The following is a 14599-nucleotide window of genomic DNA, read 5'->3' as shown; positions in this document are numbered from 1 at the left end:
ATTAATACAAGCAAGATGCTTGTGCTACTGTAACTTCAGGTTTTTTAATTATACAGTGAGTTACAGTGAGTGCTGCACATTAGCTTAGTTCAGATCCCGGACTTCTTGAAGAAGTCCGGGATCTTTATTGTAAAAAGATCATTAATTAACTTAAAACCCAATTAACTAATGTTCGTACACCAAAACCTGTAGCACCAGCATTGTTATAACTATTTTCCTTATCTGCCCACACGGGTCCAGCTACGTCCAAATGCGCCCAAGGTGTATTTTTGACAAACTGCTTCAGGAATAAAGCCGCAGTGATTGAACCTCCCCCACGTGGTCCAGTATTTTTCATGTCAGCAATACCAGACTTTAACCCTTCAAAATACTTTTCTTCCATTGGTAAACGCCAAATTTTCTCGCCCGCAGTTTCCGCAGATGTTTGTAATTGATGGGCTATATTGTCATCGGGTGTAAATAAACCCGCAATATCATCGCCCAAAGCAACTATACAAGCACCTGTGAGAGTTGCTAAATCAACGATCGCATCTACTCCCAATTTATCAGCATAAACTAAAGCATCTGCTAAGGTTAAGCGTCCCTCAGCATCGGTATTATTCACTTCGATAGTTTTGCCATTAGATGCGGTTAAGATATCTCCTGGGTGCATTGCCTTACCGCTAATCATGTTTTCAGTAACGGCTGAGATAAAATGAACTTCCACGTCTGGTTTTAATTGGCCAATGGCTTTAGCCGTACCTAAAATTGCTGCTGCGCCACCCATATCCATTTTCATTGTTTCAATACCACTACCTACACCTTTAATATTCAAACCACCAGAGTCAAAAGTTAAACCTTTGCCAATAATAGCCAGTTTGCGTTTTGGTGTAGTGCTAGGTTTATAGGTAAGATGAATAAACTTAGGTGGTAATTCTGATGCCTGGGCAACACCTAAAAATGCTCCCATGCCGAGTTTTTCGCAGTCTTCCCGTTCTAAAATTTGCAGTTCTAAACCATATTCTTGGGCAATGGTTTGGGCTGTTTCGGCCATAGTGATGGGTGTGACACTATTTGCTGGTGCTGCTACTAATTCCCTGGCTAAATTTACTCCTGACACAATTTGATTAGCGCGGATAATGGCCGCTTCTTGTCCAGCTAAACCTAATAATTCTATAGTTTCAATTTGAGGAGTTTTATTTTCTACTTCTGATTTAAAACGATTATCTTGGAACAATGCTAATAATATACCTTCTGCTAATGCTTGGGCAGTTGAGGCGGGATCATTATTGTAAGTTGGTACACTAATAGCGAGGGTTTTAGTCCTTTGCTTTTTGGCATTTCTGGCTACTGTAGCAGCTACACCACGTAAAGTATCTAGTTTTAGTGTCTCTACTTTACCTAAACCGACTAAGATCACTTTACGGACATTATTACCACTAGGTAGTCTGCTAAAGATGGTACTGTTAGCTTTACCTTTAAATTCTTCTTCTGTAATGAGTTCTGTTAAAATACCGCCCCATTGTTGATCTAAAGCAGCCAAATCTCCAGTTAATTGTACTGCATCTTCAAATAAACCAATGGCTAAAGTATCACCGGTCCAGGTTGATATTGTTGTATTACTAGTTTGAATTGTCATTTGTGTAATGTTCTGTAAACCTTCCTTACTTTGTACTAGTATTGCGTAAATTTTCAGGATTATGAGGAATTAAGGGAAGAAATTTTATGATAGGTAATTGGTGATGGGTGATTGCTAATGGGGTAAAATCTAATTTATACTCCGCATTTGACACCCTATCACCTGCTATTTTTTAATAATCTTTTTTTCTACCCCCGCCACCTCGTCGGTCATCTTCTCGTGGTTTCGCTTTGTTCACTTTTAGCTGACGACCCATCCATTCAGCACCGTCTAATTCTGTAATAGCAGCATCTTCTTGTGCATCTTCCATCATTTCTACAAAAGCAAAACCGCGCATTCTGCCAGTTTCACGGTCTGTAGGTAATACAACTCTTTTTACCTCTCCATAGTCAGCAAACACGGCTTTTAAGTCAGCTTCAGTGGCACGGTAAGAGAGATTTCCAACGTAAATAGTCATGTCAGTCACGTAATTTTCTATACAAGGCATTTACTTCAGATATCAAAAGATTTTTAGTAATATTATTTGGTAATACTACTAGATAGATTTGATGTGAAGGTTACTGAATTTGTGAGCTACAGGGTAAGTATATAATTCACTTAATTCAGCCTGTCTTCATTCTGAAGATTGATATAGTTGTAAAAAATACAGATAAATATCTTTTACTTTGAAAGTTTTACCTTTACTGGGGAAACTATAACCCCATTTATCCCACATAATAAAGCATTAGGGACTGCTTTGATTGTTTCTTGCTGTTTATCTTCCTTAAGTTGAGACAGAAGGAAAGAGATAATAGGCAATACTGTTAATATGATAACTGATTGTGAATTTTTTCAAAGTATGGTATCTTACAATCTTTTATTAACTGTTTTTATATATTGTGCAATTAATAACCAGTAAATGTTATAGGTGGTGTGGGGAGTTGGGGGTTGGGGACAGGGAGTTGCGTAAGTCCTGAGAAAATTTGAGAAAATTACTGTAACTAGAAAATTCTTTAAATTCTTTAGTTTACTTTAGTAAACTTGAGCTATGAGCCTGGAAATGAATTTCCAGGCGGGTGTGTCAGCCAAACAAATAAGCCATATATTCAAACCTACTGACTCCTTGATCTCCTAGTAGTCATTATTTTCTGGGTTCTTAGATTTATTTTTGGCTTTGTTTGCACTGCGTTTGAGTGCGGAAAGTCTGGCTTCGTATCGAGAACGTTGCCTTTTACTGGGGGTGTTGTCTACTAATGTCTTTAATGCACTAGCTAAACTTTTATAGGCGTTGGGAAGACTATAACCAAATCTTGTGGCTAGGGCGATCGCTTTTTCGTCAGCATCTATTAATTCTCTGAGTTGCTTTTCGCCGTTATTTTTTTGGTATAGTCTCCAACCTGATACTCCACATAAGGCTAATGCTAATACTAATAGTAATCCGTCCTGTACCCACAGTTCACCTACTGCACCTCCTAAACCTATGGCTAAGGCGGCCATTTCCCAACCGTCTTTGGGGATGGTATCGTTTTGGATGCGGCCTACTTCGTGCCAAAACAAGAGATTTCGCTGATCCATAGCCAGCGCATCCCATTTAATTAAATCAATTTGTATTTCTACCTGATCCTTACCAATTTCTTCAGATCGTATCAAGGCTGGATTAACTTCTGTTGTGCCTTCAACTGTCACCCAACTTTGTAATTCTGGTGGTAATAAGCTCTTTAAGCGTCGTAATTCACTCATTTCTGCTTTGGCGGAGGAAGCTGCATAAGATGTCATAAAAATCCAACCCTACAAAATTTTAGTATATAGTGACCCTTCACAACTTCATGAAGCAGAAGTTGAGCAATTTATTTTCGGGAATTTTCTTAACTTAGAACTCGTGAGAAGAACTACCTCGTTTTTTTCTGGCTTCCATAGCTTTTTCTAGCAGTTCTAGTAAGCCTGGTGCTTGTTCTTGGATACTCAATAATAATCTTTCTCCTAAGTCTAGGTTTCCTGGATCTTGTCCAGTTTCCATGACTTCTTGTAAACGTGGTAGAGCGATATTGTCTACAATTTGCACTAACCCACTTAAACAACGATTAAATTGTCGTTCTGTGAGTGTAGAGTCTTCCAAAGGAAACTCAATGATAGCGCGGATTTCGCCGTCGGAGGGATCATATTCCCATTGTAACATTTTGGTTTCCCAGGAAATAGCCAACATGGTTTGCAAGATGGCCTCTTTATGGGGATGATCTTTGACTTCTCCAAGGACTTGGGGGGCAAATAGGCGGAAAAATTTGCCGTCTTCATCTAATTGCACTACTATGAGGAAGTCTTCTAGGTTTTGCGCCTCCACTCCTGTAATAATGCGTTCTTCCTCTTCGTCAACGCGATATTCCCAACCAAGGTTATCTAGGTATTTAGCTATTTGTTTCAGATGTACTGCCATAAAAGCCTCATAAAGAATAGTGAAGAGGCTGTCACCAAATTTATTGTAACTTGCTGGGGCATTTACGGAATTGGTTTATCCTCCAAAGCCTAGACAAAAGCCTAGAATTTATCAAGATTTTACAACTTTATCAAGTAGGATGTGTCAAATGTTAAAATTCTGTGGTTAATGTTTGGGAAATTTACCTTGATTGTGAGTGATTGTGTTTGATTTACCATGATAATATGTAAAGTTTTTTTAAGAAAGTTGTTATAGCCTGGATCTGTCATAGATATTCATTTGTAGTTAACACTAAGTTGCTAGTTACAAATAATTAGGTTTATTCCTAGACTAGATATCCCTTTACCCTGGGTTCACAAAGGTTGTAAACCAATCAAAGTCCCCTTTTTAAGGGGGATTTAAGCGGATAAAAAGGTTTATAGTTATAACTAGTAACTTGGGGTTAATTGATGTGTTCATGGTTATTTCTATTTCATGTACTCGTTCAATGATACTGGCTAAAAATATATCATTTTGGGGATGTTGAGGATGAATCAATATGTATCTAAACTAGTCTGTGTGTTGGTACTGACTCCCTTAGCTTTAATATTGGCTGCTTGTGGTGCTAATTCTCATAATACTAGTAAACCTGTCACTCGTGATCTTTGGTCGAGAATTAAAGCTAGTAAACAATTAGTTTGTGGTATTAGTGGGGAATTACCAGGTTTTAGCTTTGTCGGTACTGATGGAGAATATAGTGGTATTGATGTAGATGTTTGTCGCGCTATAGCAGCAGGTATTTTTGATAACCCTAATGCGGTGGAATATCGTACTCTCAATTCTAAGGAAAGATTTACAGCTTTGCAAACTGGGGAGGTGGATATTCTCAGTCGTAATACTAGTTGGACTTTTGGCCGTGCTACGGCACAGGGTATGGATTTTGCACCAGTTATTTTTTATGATGGTCAAGGTTTAATGGTGCGGAAAAATAGCGGTATTCAGTCTCTTCAAGATTTAAAGGATAAGGCTATTTGTGTGCAAACTGGAACTACTACTGAACAAAATTTAGCTGATCAAATGCGAAAACGCAATATTCCTTATAAATCTGTGGTTTTTGAAGATGTAAATGTTACCTTTGCAACTTATAGTGAAGGACGTTGTGATGCTATTACTACAGATCGCTCTGCTTTGGTTTCTCGACGTTCTACTTTAGCAAAACCTGATGATCATATTATTTTAAATGATGTGCTTTCTTCTGAACCTCTGGCACCAGCGATCGCTAAAGGTGATACTCGTTGGAGTGATATTGTAAAATGGACTGTTTATACTCTAATTAAGGCTGAGGAATTAGGTATTAATTCCCAAAATGTTGCCCAATTAAAAAATAGTTCTGATCCAGAAATTAAACGTTTTTTAGGAGTAGAAGGAAGTTTAGGCGTTGGTTTAGGTTTAACTAATGATTTTGCTTTTAATATTATTAAGCACGTGGGTAATTATGGGGAAATATATGAGCGAAATTTGGGAAAAAAGAGTAGTTTTAATTTACCACGGGGACAAAATCAATTATGGAATGAGAATGGCTTGCTTTATGCTCCTCCTTTTCGATAATTGTAAGTTGTATTTATCATTGTGTGTATCATGAATAATTCTCAAGTTCCATTATGGCGTAGTCAACGCTTTTGGCAAAATTTTACTCAAGTAATTGTGGCTTTTTTGGTAGTTGCTATTTTCGTCATAGTTGTGATGAATATCAACCGGAATTTACAACAGTTAGGAATTAATTTCGGTTTTGATTTTTTACAACAACAAGCATCTTTTGATATTGGGGAAAAGATAGTTAATTATAAGCCCACAGATTCTTATTTGTTAGCTTTGTGGGTAGGGTTACTCAATTCTTTACGTATTGCAATTTTAGGAATTTTGTTCACTTCAATTATTGGTTTAACTGCGGGAATTACCAGATTATCAAATAATTGGTTAGTAAGGAATATCAGTTTATTATATGTAGAGATTTTCAGAAATACACCATTATTACTACAGTTGTTATTTTGGTATTTTGCGGTATTTTTGAGTTTTCCCAAAGCTGCAAATAAAATCAGTATTTTGGGTTTAATAAACTTGAGTAAAAGTGGAATAGAATTACCTTTTTTTACCTTAACTCCAGAATTTTCTACATTATTATTAGGGTTGACATTTTACACTGGAGCGTTTATTGCCGAAATTGTCAGAGGAGGAATTGAATCTGTAGCAAAGGGTCAATGGGAGGCTGCGCGATCGCTTGGCTTAAACCCTACTTTAACCATGAGATTTGTAATTTTACCCCAAGCATTAAGGGTAATTATTCCACCTTTAACTAGTCAGTATTTGAACTTAACAAAAAACTCCAGTTTAGCGATCGCTGTAGGATATCCAGATATTTATTTTGTGGCTTCTACCACATTTAACCAAACAGGAAAAGCGGTAGAAGTGATGATCTTAATTATGCTGACATATCTAACATTAAGTTTAACAATCTCATTAATAATGAACCAATTTAACAATGCTGTGCAAATTAAAGAAAGATAACTATAAGATCCCCGACTTCTTTGAGAAGTCGGGGATCTGGAGCAACTATTTACTTACAAAATAAAACTATGAATGAAAAAATTAATTGGTTAAGAACAAATCTGTTTAACAACTGGTACAATAGTCTATTATCAATTCTGTCAATAATATTGATTTTGTGGATATTTCAAGGATTTGCTAATTGGTTAATTACCCTATCAAAATGGGAAGTAATACAAGTTAATTTACATTTATTTTTAGTAGGAAGATTTCCCAAAAGTTTATATTGGCGTATTTGGCTTATTTTAGCCATAACCACAACTTTAACCAGTATGACAATGGGGATATTCAAACAACAACAAACATTCACAAAACGTGATTTTAGTATTGCTGCTTTTTGTGGAATTATTGTGTTATTAATTCTGCCATTACAGACAATTAATAAAATTCGGTTATTTGCTATCACAATTGCATCACTGGGAGGACTTTTCACAGGGAGAAAATTCTCTAATAAAATCAAACCTTGGATATCATTGATATGGTTATTATCCTTCCCGATAATTCTTTGGTTAATTGGAGGAGGTTTAGGTTTAAAACCCATTTCTACAAACTTCTGGAATGGTTTATTGCTAACATTATTAATGGCTATAGTCAGTATTGTACTTTCTTTTCCATTAGGAGTGTTACTGGCCTTAGGAAGAACTAGTACATTACCGATAATTCACTGGTTTTCAGTTTTATATATTGAAATTGTGCGAGGATTGCCATTAATTGGTATTCTATTTTTAGCCCAAGTTATGTTACCCTTATTCTTGCCGGAAAATTTACGGTTGGATCGTTTAGTTAGAGGTATTGCAGGGTTAACATTATTTAGTGCAGCGTATATGGCTGAAAATGTCAGAGGAGGTTTACAGTCAATTCCTAAAGGACAAATAGAAGCAGGCAAAGCATTAGGTTTAAATACTCCTTATGTGATATTATTAATTGTGTTACCCCAAGCATTAAAAGCTGTAATTCCAGCTATTGTGGGGCAATTTATCGGGTTATTTAAAGATACTTCATTACTGTCATTAGTGGGGTTAGTGGAATTAACAGGAATGGCCAGATCAATATTAGCACAACCGCAATTTTTAGGTAGATATGCAGAAGTTTATTTATTTATTGGAGTGGTTTATTGGGTATTTTGTTATGTAATGGCTATTACTGCTAGAAAATTAGAAAACCTAAACAACTAGATCAACAACTAGATCCCCGACTTCTTAAAGAAGTCGGGGATCTGAAGAACAAGGAGTAAAAAAAATGAGTATAACAACATCAAATTCTGAATCAATAATTATTGCCCAAGATGTACATAAATGGTATGGTAAATTTCATGTTCTCAAAGGTGTAAGTTTATCAGTAGCTAGGGGAGAAGTTGTAGTTTTAATGGGACCTTCTGGTTCAGGAAAATCAACTTTTATTAGAACATTTAACGCTTTAGAAGAATATCAACAGGGAAGTATTACTATTGATGGAATTAACCTAACTCATGATTTAAAAAATATTGAGGCCATTCGTCAAGAAGTGGGAATGGTATTTCAACAATTTAATTTATTTCCCCATTTAACAGTGTTAGAAAATATTACTTTAGCACCTATATGGGTGAGAAAAATATCTAAAAGTAAAGCTGAAGAAACAGCCATTCAATTATTAGAAAGAGTGGGAATTTTAGCCCAAGCGCAAAAATATCCAGGCCAGTTATCTGGAGGACAACAACAACGGGTCGCTATTGCCCGTGCTTTAGCTATGCAGCCGAAAATAATGTTATTTGATGAACCTACATCAGCATTAGATCCGGAAATGGTACGTGAAGTTTTAGATGTGATGCGAACCCTTGCTAATGATGGGATGACGATGGTAGTTGTGACTCATGAGGTGGGATTTGCGCGGGAAGTGGCTGATCGTGTTATTTTTATGGATAGTGGTGTAATTGTGGAAACTGCGACTCCTGATGGCTTTTTTAATAATCCCCAGGAAGAAAGAACTAAGAGGTTTTTATCGCAAATTATTTAAATATAGCAGCTATTAGCTTTTGGGAATCAGCCTTAGTCTATAGATATATAACAGCGAACTTTTGTATCGCGGGGATCTTACCCTAAGTGTGCTGTATATCTTTTAGATACCACATTTTTAGATCCCACATTTTGCACCCGTAACTGTCACGGAATTTTAAGTGTACCAATATCGTATATTCCCTTGGCATCAGATGGAATTGCAAATGGAATCACCATTGGAGGATTGGTAAATAAGCGGATTTCATAGCGTCCTGGTTTTAATCCCAAAGTAGCAAACTTACCTGCTCGATTGGTGAATATAGTAACTGGCTGCCAATTACGATCGCCCACAGAAACAATCTGTGCTGATTGTAAAGAAATTGGTTGGCCATCACTGTTCAATAATACTCCTCGTAAGAAAACTGTGGCATCTGTTCCCACTCGCACTAATGTACCACTGCTATAAGTGGGTAAAATTTTGATGGTACGATCGCCTAAATCTATTCCCACAGGTAAATTTGGCGCATCAATGATCACAGTGGAAGTATTATAAGGACTTAAATTTGGCACTACACCAAATCCTAAATTATCAATGCGGGTGGTATAGCCACCGGAACTAGGATTAATACCGATTTCTTGACCTCTCAAGCTATCTTTGGGAATCACTAAAGCGAAACTATTGTTAAGAGGACGTGACCAGCCAAAATGACCATCGGCAAATACCAAAGCAGTACCAAAACTGAGTTTAGTTGTATTAGCGATCGCCTGATCTCTATTCAGACCAAAAACTGTATCATGGGCTAAATTCCAAGTGAAGCGATAGCCAGTATAAGATGACCTTCCAGACAAATTATAACTTAGGTCATTTTGGTTGACACCCAGGGAAACTTGTGGTGCGCCAATGGTTTGCAATGGGGTATAATTCCAATTTAGGCGATTGGTAAGCTTGCCTTTATTATTAAAATCGGATGATGCTTGAATTGATTGACGACTTTGGGGTAAATTCAAAGAAAAATTAATATAAGCGCGTTGTTCATCAATACCATTTCTATCATGACTTTGAGTGAGATTTAAACTTAAATTTAAGCCATTGCGGAAACTTCTGGAAAGCACTAAATTGAATCTGTAAGCATTAGGAACGTCTCGCCCAAATTCATATCTCATGATCAGATTTCCTTTCATGTTCCAGAATAATTGTTGGCTATAATTAGCCGTAATATCATAAACAACAGCATTGCGCGGATTATCTTCTCCTACTCTAATAAAATTCCGGCCTTTGGATTCTACAGTTAATCGAAAAGAACGTTGAGATGGATTATTTGCGCCAATTTGTAAGTATTCATAACGCAACTTACCAGCATAATCAATTCCTAATTCCTGATCGTGACTGAAGGCGATATCCCAGCCAAAGTTACCATAATTGGTGGCGAAAATTCCTTGTAAACCAGCAAGTTGTTGTTGTAAATCTGCTTGTAAATAACTGCCTAAAGTGAACTGATTAGTTATACCTAAACGATGGGATAAAGTCAAAATTGGTTGAGTAAAATTGTATGTGCGATCGCCTGAACTATCAGCAGAAGGGACACCCAAACTATAGGCAAATTGCTGTACTCCAGGTGCTAATAAATCCCCTGCTACCGGGTTAGAAAAATTCAATTTTTGCACCCTACCCACATCATCTTTAATCACTAACTCTACATCATTAGTACCCCCGTTCAAAGGCAAATCCCGAATATCTTGTCGTCCTGCTGGTAACTGTAAAGTCCGTTGTAATGTACCATTAACTAATATATCAACTCTCGAATCAGTTTCTAAGAAAAACTCAAATTGGCTAATAGGTCGAGTAACTATATAAGGTTGTAAACTAAAGTTTTTAGCCACTGAAATTCCCAGTTGAGGTTTACTATTTTGATACCCTGTAATGGGAAGAGCAAGGTCGCCCAGTACGTAACGCAAAGCTTGTTTTGGTGCATCCCGGACTACTCGCAAATCTCCCCTAATCAAAGCAGGTTTTCTTGCTTCTGTAAAATTGCCGCGCCCCTCAAACACCCAGTTTTTATAATTCCATGCACCATCTACAGCTAAACGTAAAGGTTGCAGTCCTATATTTCTCTGTCCTGAACCAGACCAAATATAATCTTTATCGGCGCGAAAATTGACATAGCCGCTAAAAGTGCTCGGATCCAAGGCTTTTTCACTATCAGGGGGTAATCTGCCAGTATTCAAATTAGCCACATTGGTGCGACGTTGAGCAGGTGGAACTTGAATCTGTAGTTCTAATTTAGAGCGATCAAAAGTTGCTTGTAAGCCATTTTGTAGCAAAACTTCTAGGCTTAAATTACCTTGAGTATCAACCGCACTTGTGAGTTTTGCCTGGGTATCTGGACGAATAACTTTTTCTGTTTCTGCCAACAAAGGTGCTGCTTGAATACGAACGACAGGACTATTTTCCAAAGTCAGTAGTACCTGTCCTCTTTGTTGTCCATCAATAAAAAAGGGAACGATGACCCTCTGGTTTTCCTCACGGGGTTTCTTAAAAATTTCCTCAAATGTCGGGTCTTGATTTTGCTTTTCGGGAGGTAAACTGGGCGACGGAGAAGGTGAATCTTGCCCTAAACTGGGTGAAGAATTAAAGAGAATTGAACTGCAAGAAAAAAACAGGAATAATTGTAAATTATGTGGCTTTAATTTTAGTTTCATTCATGAGATAAATTTGTTTTTTAAGAGGATGTCTGAGAACTATTTTCTCAAATGCCAAAAGCCTTGATCTCTAACCCTCCTACCTCTCCCTAACCCTCTCCTAAGAAGAGAGGGAAGTAGGGACTTCAAAGCCTCTCTACCTGCAAAGCAGAGGTTTGGAGAGGGATTTATTTATACATTTAATGACCTTTCATACATCCTCTTCTGTTTCTGGCAATATCAAATTCGTAATTATTGAACATCTTTAAATGTAAATGTTCCTGTGACTTTGCCCACAGGTAATTGTTTAGGCCAAGGAATAGAAAACCGTCGCTGATTTCCTGCCAAAATCACCCCATTATTAACACCTTGTAAGTGTTCTGGTTTGAGAGTAAGTTGAGTGCCTTTTTCGCTAGTTAGGTTTAAATTTAATTCTGATAAAACTGCCCGGCGAGTACCCTGATTATCAAAGGTAATTACTAACAGATCATTTCCTTCTTTTCCTTTTTCGTGAGTAATGCCATTAAGTAGAACTTTAGACTGTGCATTTTTGGGGCGAATATAGACTGATCCCATATAACGAAACATTACTTTGATTCCCCCTGTTGTTGTTTCTAGTTGTGATTGTTTGGGATCTTTTAAGTTAACTGCTAACTGTTCAGCCACAAGACGATAAGTTAGTTCTTTTTCAGGGTTAGGATTACCTAACCAAGTAACGCGAACTGATTGTACACCTTGAGGTGGTAGGATTATTTGGGATGGATAAATTAAAAAATCACCATCAGCTTTTTCAGTGGTTTCTTGACCATCTATACTGATTTTTCGCTCTACCATTGAAACTTCAACGGCAATTTTTTCTGAGGTATCATTAATAATTTTATAAGACTGGGTAGCGCCTACTCCTGCTGGTTCAAATACCCTAGAAATTGGGTCTAACTTAAAGGCTAGTGCTGGTGAAATCCCACTTAATATTACAAAGAAAATAAAATTAAAAAAATGTCGAACTGAGAGTTTCATGATTTAATTGTTATCAAATAAAGTTAGTTTAATAAAACTGCTATAAGTTCCAGGGTATTGCATAAAAGCAGGGATATATGTAGCCGTCAGGGTTATGGTAAGCTGTTGTGCCTTTAACTTGAATAATTAATACAAGCAAGATGCTTGTGCTACTGTAACTTCAGGTTTTTTAATTTTTTTTAATTATACAGTGAGTGCTGCACATTAGCTTATCACTATAGTTTCAGTGTTTTGGTGTAGAATGATTAGTTATTTGAAACTGGTAGCTAATATAGCTAATTTTAGTCTATCGCGATACAAGAATCTATTGATTAACCGACCATAGGGGTAATAGTAATTCATCAATTACCCCTACTACCCTCAACCTAAAACTGCTATATAGATAAATTCTTAATTGTCAGCCACTGTCAGGGTTATGGTATCATTGTAGTTTCCCTGTTTTGGTATAGACAAGTTATTAAGCCTAAGGTATAAATCTAACTGCTTCTCACCTGTTTCAGAATTAAAACCCGTTGTTTTACTAATTGACACATCTTCTTCTAAGGTTTTAAAAGATCCGGAATCAGGCGTAGTAGAATCATCCGTTATTTGAATACCGTAGTTAATATAGTCATTAACATCGTTTAACAAAGTGCCGTTGTACAGTGATTTTACAGTTATTCTTACACCGGCAGGACTGTTAGTTGTAATTTTAAGGTCAGCAATTTTGACAATCTGTTCACCCGTTTGACTCAAAGGTAAATTAGAAGCATCAGAAGTTGGTGTTGCATTAATACTGATGATTGTGGCAACTGTGCCACCAATCTGAATATGGGTGTTGTCTGTGTCAGCAAAGGCTGCTGATTGAAAACCAATGGTAGTAAGGGGACTAAGGATTAAGCCGGAAGCAATTAAAAAACCACGTAAAGACATATTGGAGATTCCTAAATTAGTGAATAAGTAAATTTCTAGGTGATAGATAAATTATTAATTATCAACCACTGTCAGGGTGATGGTATCACTTTAGTTTCCCTGGTTTGGTAAGCTGTTGTGCCTTTAACTTGAATAATTAATACAAGCAAGATGCTTGTGCTACTGTAACTTAGTTTCCCTGGTTTGGTAAGCTGTTGTGCCTTTAACTTGAATAATTAATACAAGCAAGATGCTTGTGCTACTGTAACTTCAGGTTTCTTAATTATACAGTGAGTGCTGCACATTAGCTTATAAATGAGTTATTAAACTGAATGTGTAAATCTAAAGCCTTTTCACCCATATTATCAAAACCCGTTGTTTCACTCTTACTGAGAGAGTCTGAGGTATAAAAAGCAAGGCCTACTGATTGAAAACCAATGGTAGTAAGGGGACTAAGGATTCAGCCGGAAGCAATTAAAAAAGGATGTAAAGACATATAGTATGAAGTCCTGATTGGAAGATTGACAAACAGCGAGTTAATTTGTGACTTACGCAAGATTGGACTAAAAACTTTATTCTTGTGTAGGGGTAATTCACGAATTACCCCTAGCAAATATCTTTTTAACCTCCTTAAAAACGTTAGAAATCAATCAAGTTCTGCCTTTTTCATGGTGATATAGGGGTATAAAAAAGGCTTAGAATTATAACTAGTAAGTTGGGTTACTAGTTTCGTTATGTTTTGGGTAATTTTTTTACTCTTATTTATACTATTTATCACTTAATAAAGATTAACAATAGAAATAATACTGAATTATTTGTGTGTTTGTTTGCATCATTAGTATACTAGGGTGTATCAGTACACAAGACTTATCCAAAATAGGACTTATGTAAGTGTCGTAGTTAAGTTGTTGTGCTTTTAACTTGAATAATTAATACAAGCAAGATGCTTGTGCTACTGTAACTTCTGGTTTTTTTAATTAAGTTGTTGTGCTTTTAACTTGAATAATTAATACAAGCAAGATGCTTGTGCTACTGTAACTTCTGGTTTTTTAATTAAGTTGTTGTGCTTTTAACTTCAATAATTAATACAAGCAAGATGCTTGTGCTACTGTAACTTCTGGTTTTTTAATTAAGTTGTTGTGTCTTTAACTTGAATAATTAATACAAGCAAGATGCTTGTGCTACTGTAACTTCTGGTTTTTTAATTAAGTTGTTGTGCTTTTAACTTGAATAATTAATACAAGCAAGATGCTTGTGCTACTGTAACTTCTGGTTTTTTTAATTAAGTTGTTGTGTCTTTAACTTGAATAATTAATACAAGCAAGATGCTTGTGCTACTGTAACTTCTGGTTTTTTAATTATACAGTGGGTGCTGCACATTAGCTTACTAAAAAATCTGTTGAGTGGGTGCGTTAGATATCAACGGTT

Annotated in this window: 11 protein-coding genes; 4 read left to right on the top strand and 7 right to left on the bottom strand. The window is 36.5% G+C overall.

The window, feature by feature from the left end:
- Positions 1-145 precede the first annotated feature (145 nt).
- From H6F32_RS01370 to H6F32_RS01355, 4 genes are all read right to left on the bottom strand, one after another.
- A complete protein-coding gene (locus tag H6F32_RS01370; protein ID WP_190367541.1) occupies positions 146-1618 on the bottom strand; it encodes a leucyl aminopeptidase in 1473 nt (490 codons plus the stop codon).
- Positions 1619-1790: 172 nt separating this feature from the next.
- Positions 1791-2075: an RNA-binding protein gene (locus H6F32_RS01365; protein WP_190367540.1), complete on the bottom strand. Its 285-nt coding sequence runs from the start codon at positions 2073-2075 to the stop codon at positions 1791-1793.
- Positions 2076-2728: 653 nt separating this feature from the next.
- Positions 2729-3373, bottom strand: coding sequence for a DUF3318 domain-containing protein (locus H6F32_RS01360; protein ID WP_190367539.1), 645 nt, complete (start codon positions 3371-3373; stop codon positions 2729-2731).
- Positions 3374-3467: 94 nt separating this feature from the next.
- The gene (locus H6F32_RS01355) at positions 3468-4028 is read right to left on the bottom strand and encodes a hypothetical protein (RefSeq protein ID WP_190367538.1); all 561 of its coding nucleotides are present in this window, start codon (positions 4026-4028) and stop codon (positions 3468-3470) included.
- A 528-nt stretch (positions 4029-4556) separates the two neighbouring features.
- Between H6F32_RS01355 and H6F32_RS01350 the strand changes: the two genes are divergently transcribed.
- From H6F32_RS01350 to H6F32_RS01335, 4 genes are all read left to right on the top strand, one after another.
- The gene (locus H6F32_RS01350) at positions 4557-5615 is read left to right on the top strand and encodes an amino acid ABC transporter substrate-binding protein (protein ID WP_242031013.1); all 1059 of its coding nucleotides are present in this window, start codon (positions 4557-4559) and stop codon (positions 5613-5615) included.
- 30 nt (positions 5616-5645) lie between these two features.
- Complete coding sequence (locus H6F32_RS01345) at positions 5646-6572, top strand: amino acid ABC transporter permease (RefSeq protein ID WP_190367536.1); 927 nt, start codon at positions 5646-5648, stop codon at positions 6570-6572.
- Positions 6573-6640: 68 nt separating this feature from the next.
- On the top strand, positions 6641-7786 hold the full coding sequence (locus H6F32_RS01340) for an amino acid ABC transporter permease (protein WP_190367535.1): 1146 nt from the start codon (positions 6641-6643) through the stop codon (positions 7784-7786).
- 64 nt (positions 7787-7850) lie between these two features.
- The gene (locus H6F32_RS01335; RefSeq protein ID WP_199294435.1) at positions 7851-8603 is read left to right on the top strand and encodes an amino acid ABC transporter ATP-binding protein; all 753 of its coding nucleotides are present in this window, start codon (positions 7851-7853) and stop codon (positions 8601-8603) included.
- Positions 8604-8749: 146 nt separating this feature from the next.
- Here the strand turns inward: H6F32_RS01335 and H6F32_RS01330 are convergent, their stop codons facing one another.
- The 3 genes from H6F32_RS01330 to H6F32_RS01320 form a co-directional block, all read right to left on the bottom strand.
- Positions 8750-11284 carry a fimbria/pilus outer membrane usher protein gene (locus tag H6F32_RS01330; RefSeq protein ID WP_190367534.1) on the bottom strand — a complete coding sequence of 845 codons (2535 nt, stop codon included), beginning with the start codon at positions 11282-11284 and terminating at the stop codon, positions 8750-8752.
- Between the two features lie 231 nt (positions 11285-11515).
- Entirely contained in the window at positions 11516-12280 is a 765-nt protein-coding gene (locus H6F32_RS01325; RefSeq protein ID WP_190367533.1) for a molecular chaperone, read from the bottom strand.
- Positions 12281-12670: 390 nt separating this feature from the next.
- A complete protein-coding gene (locus tag H6F32_RS01320; RefSeq protein WP_190367532.1) occupies positions 12671-13192 on the bottom strand; it encodes a hypothetical protein in 522 nt (173 codons plus the stop codon).
- Between the last annotated feature and the right edge of the window lie 1407 nt (positions 13193-14599).

The organism is Anabaena sp. FACHB-1237 (assembly GCF_014696225.1).
Classification (GTDB): Bacteria; Cyanobacteriota; Cyanobacteriia; order Cyanobacteriales; family Nostocaceae; genus FACHB-1237.
Note: the sequence above shows the minus strand (reverse complement) of the source record. Positions and strands in the feature narration are given on the sequence as shown.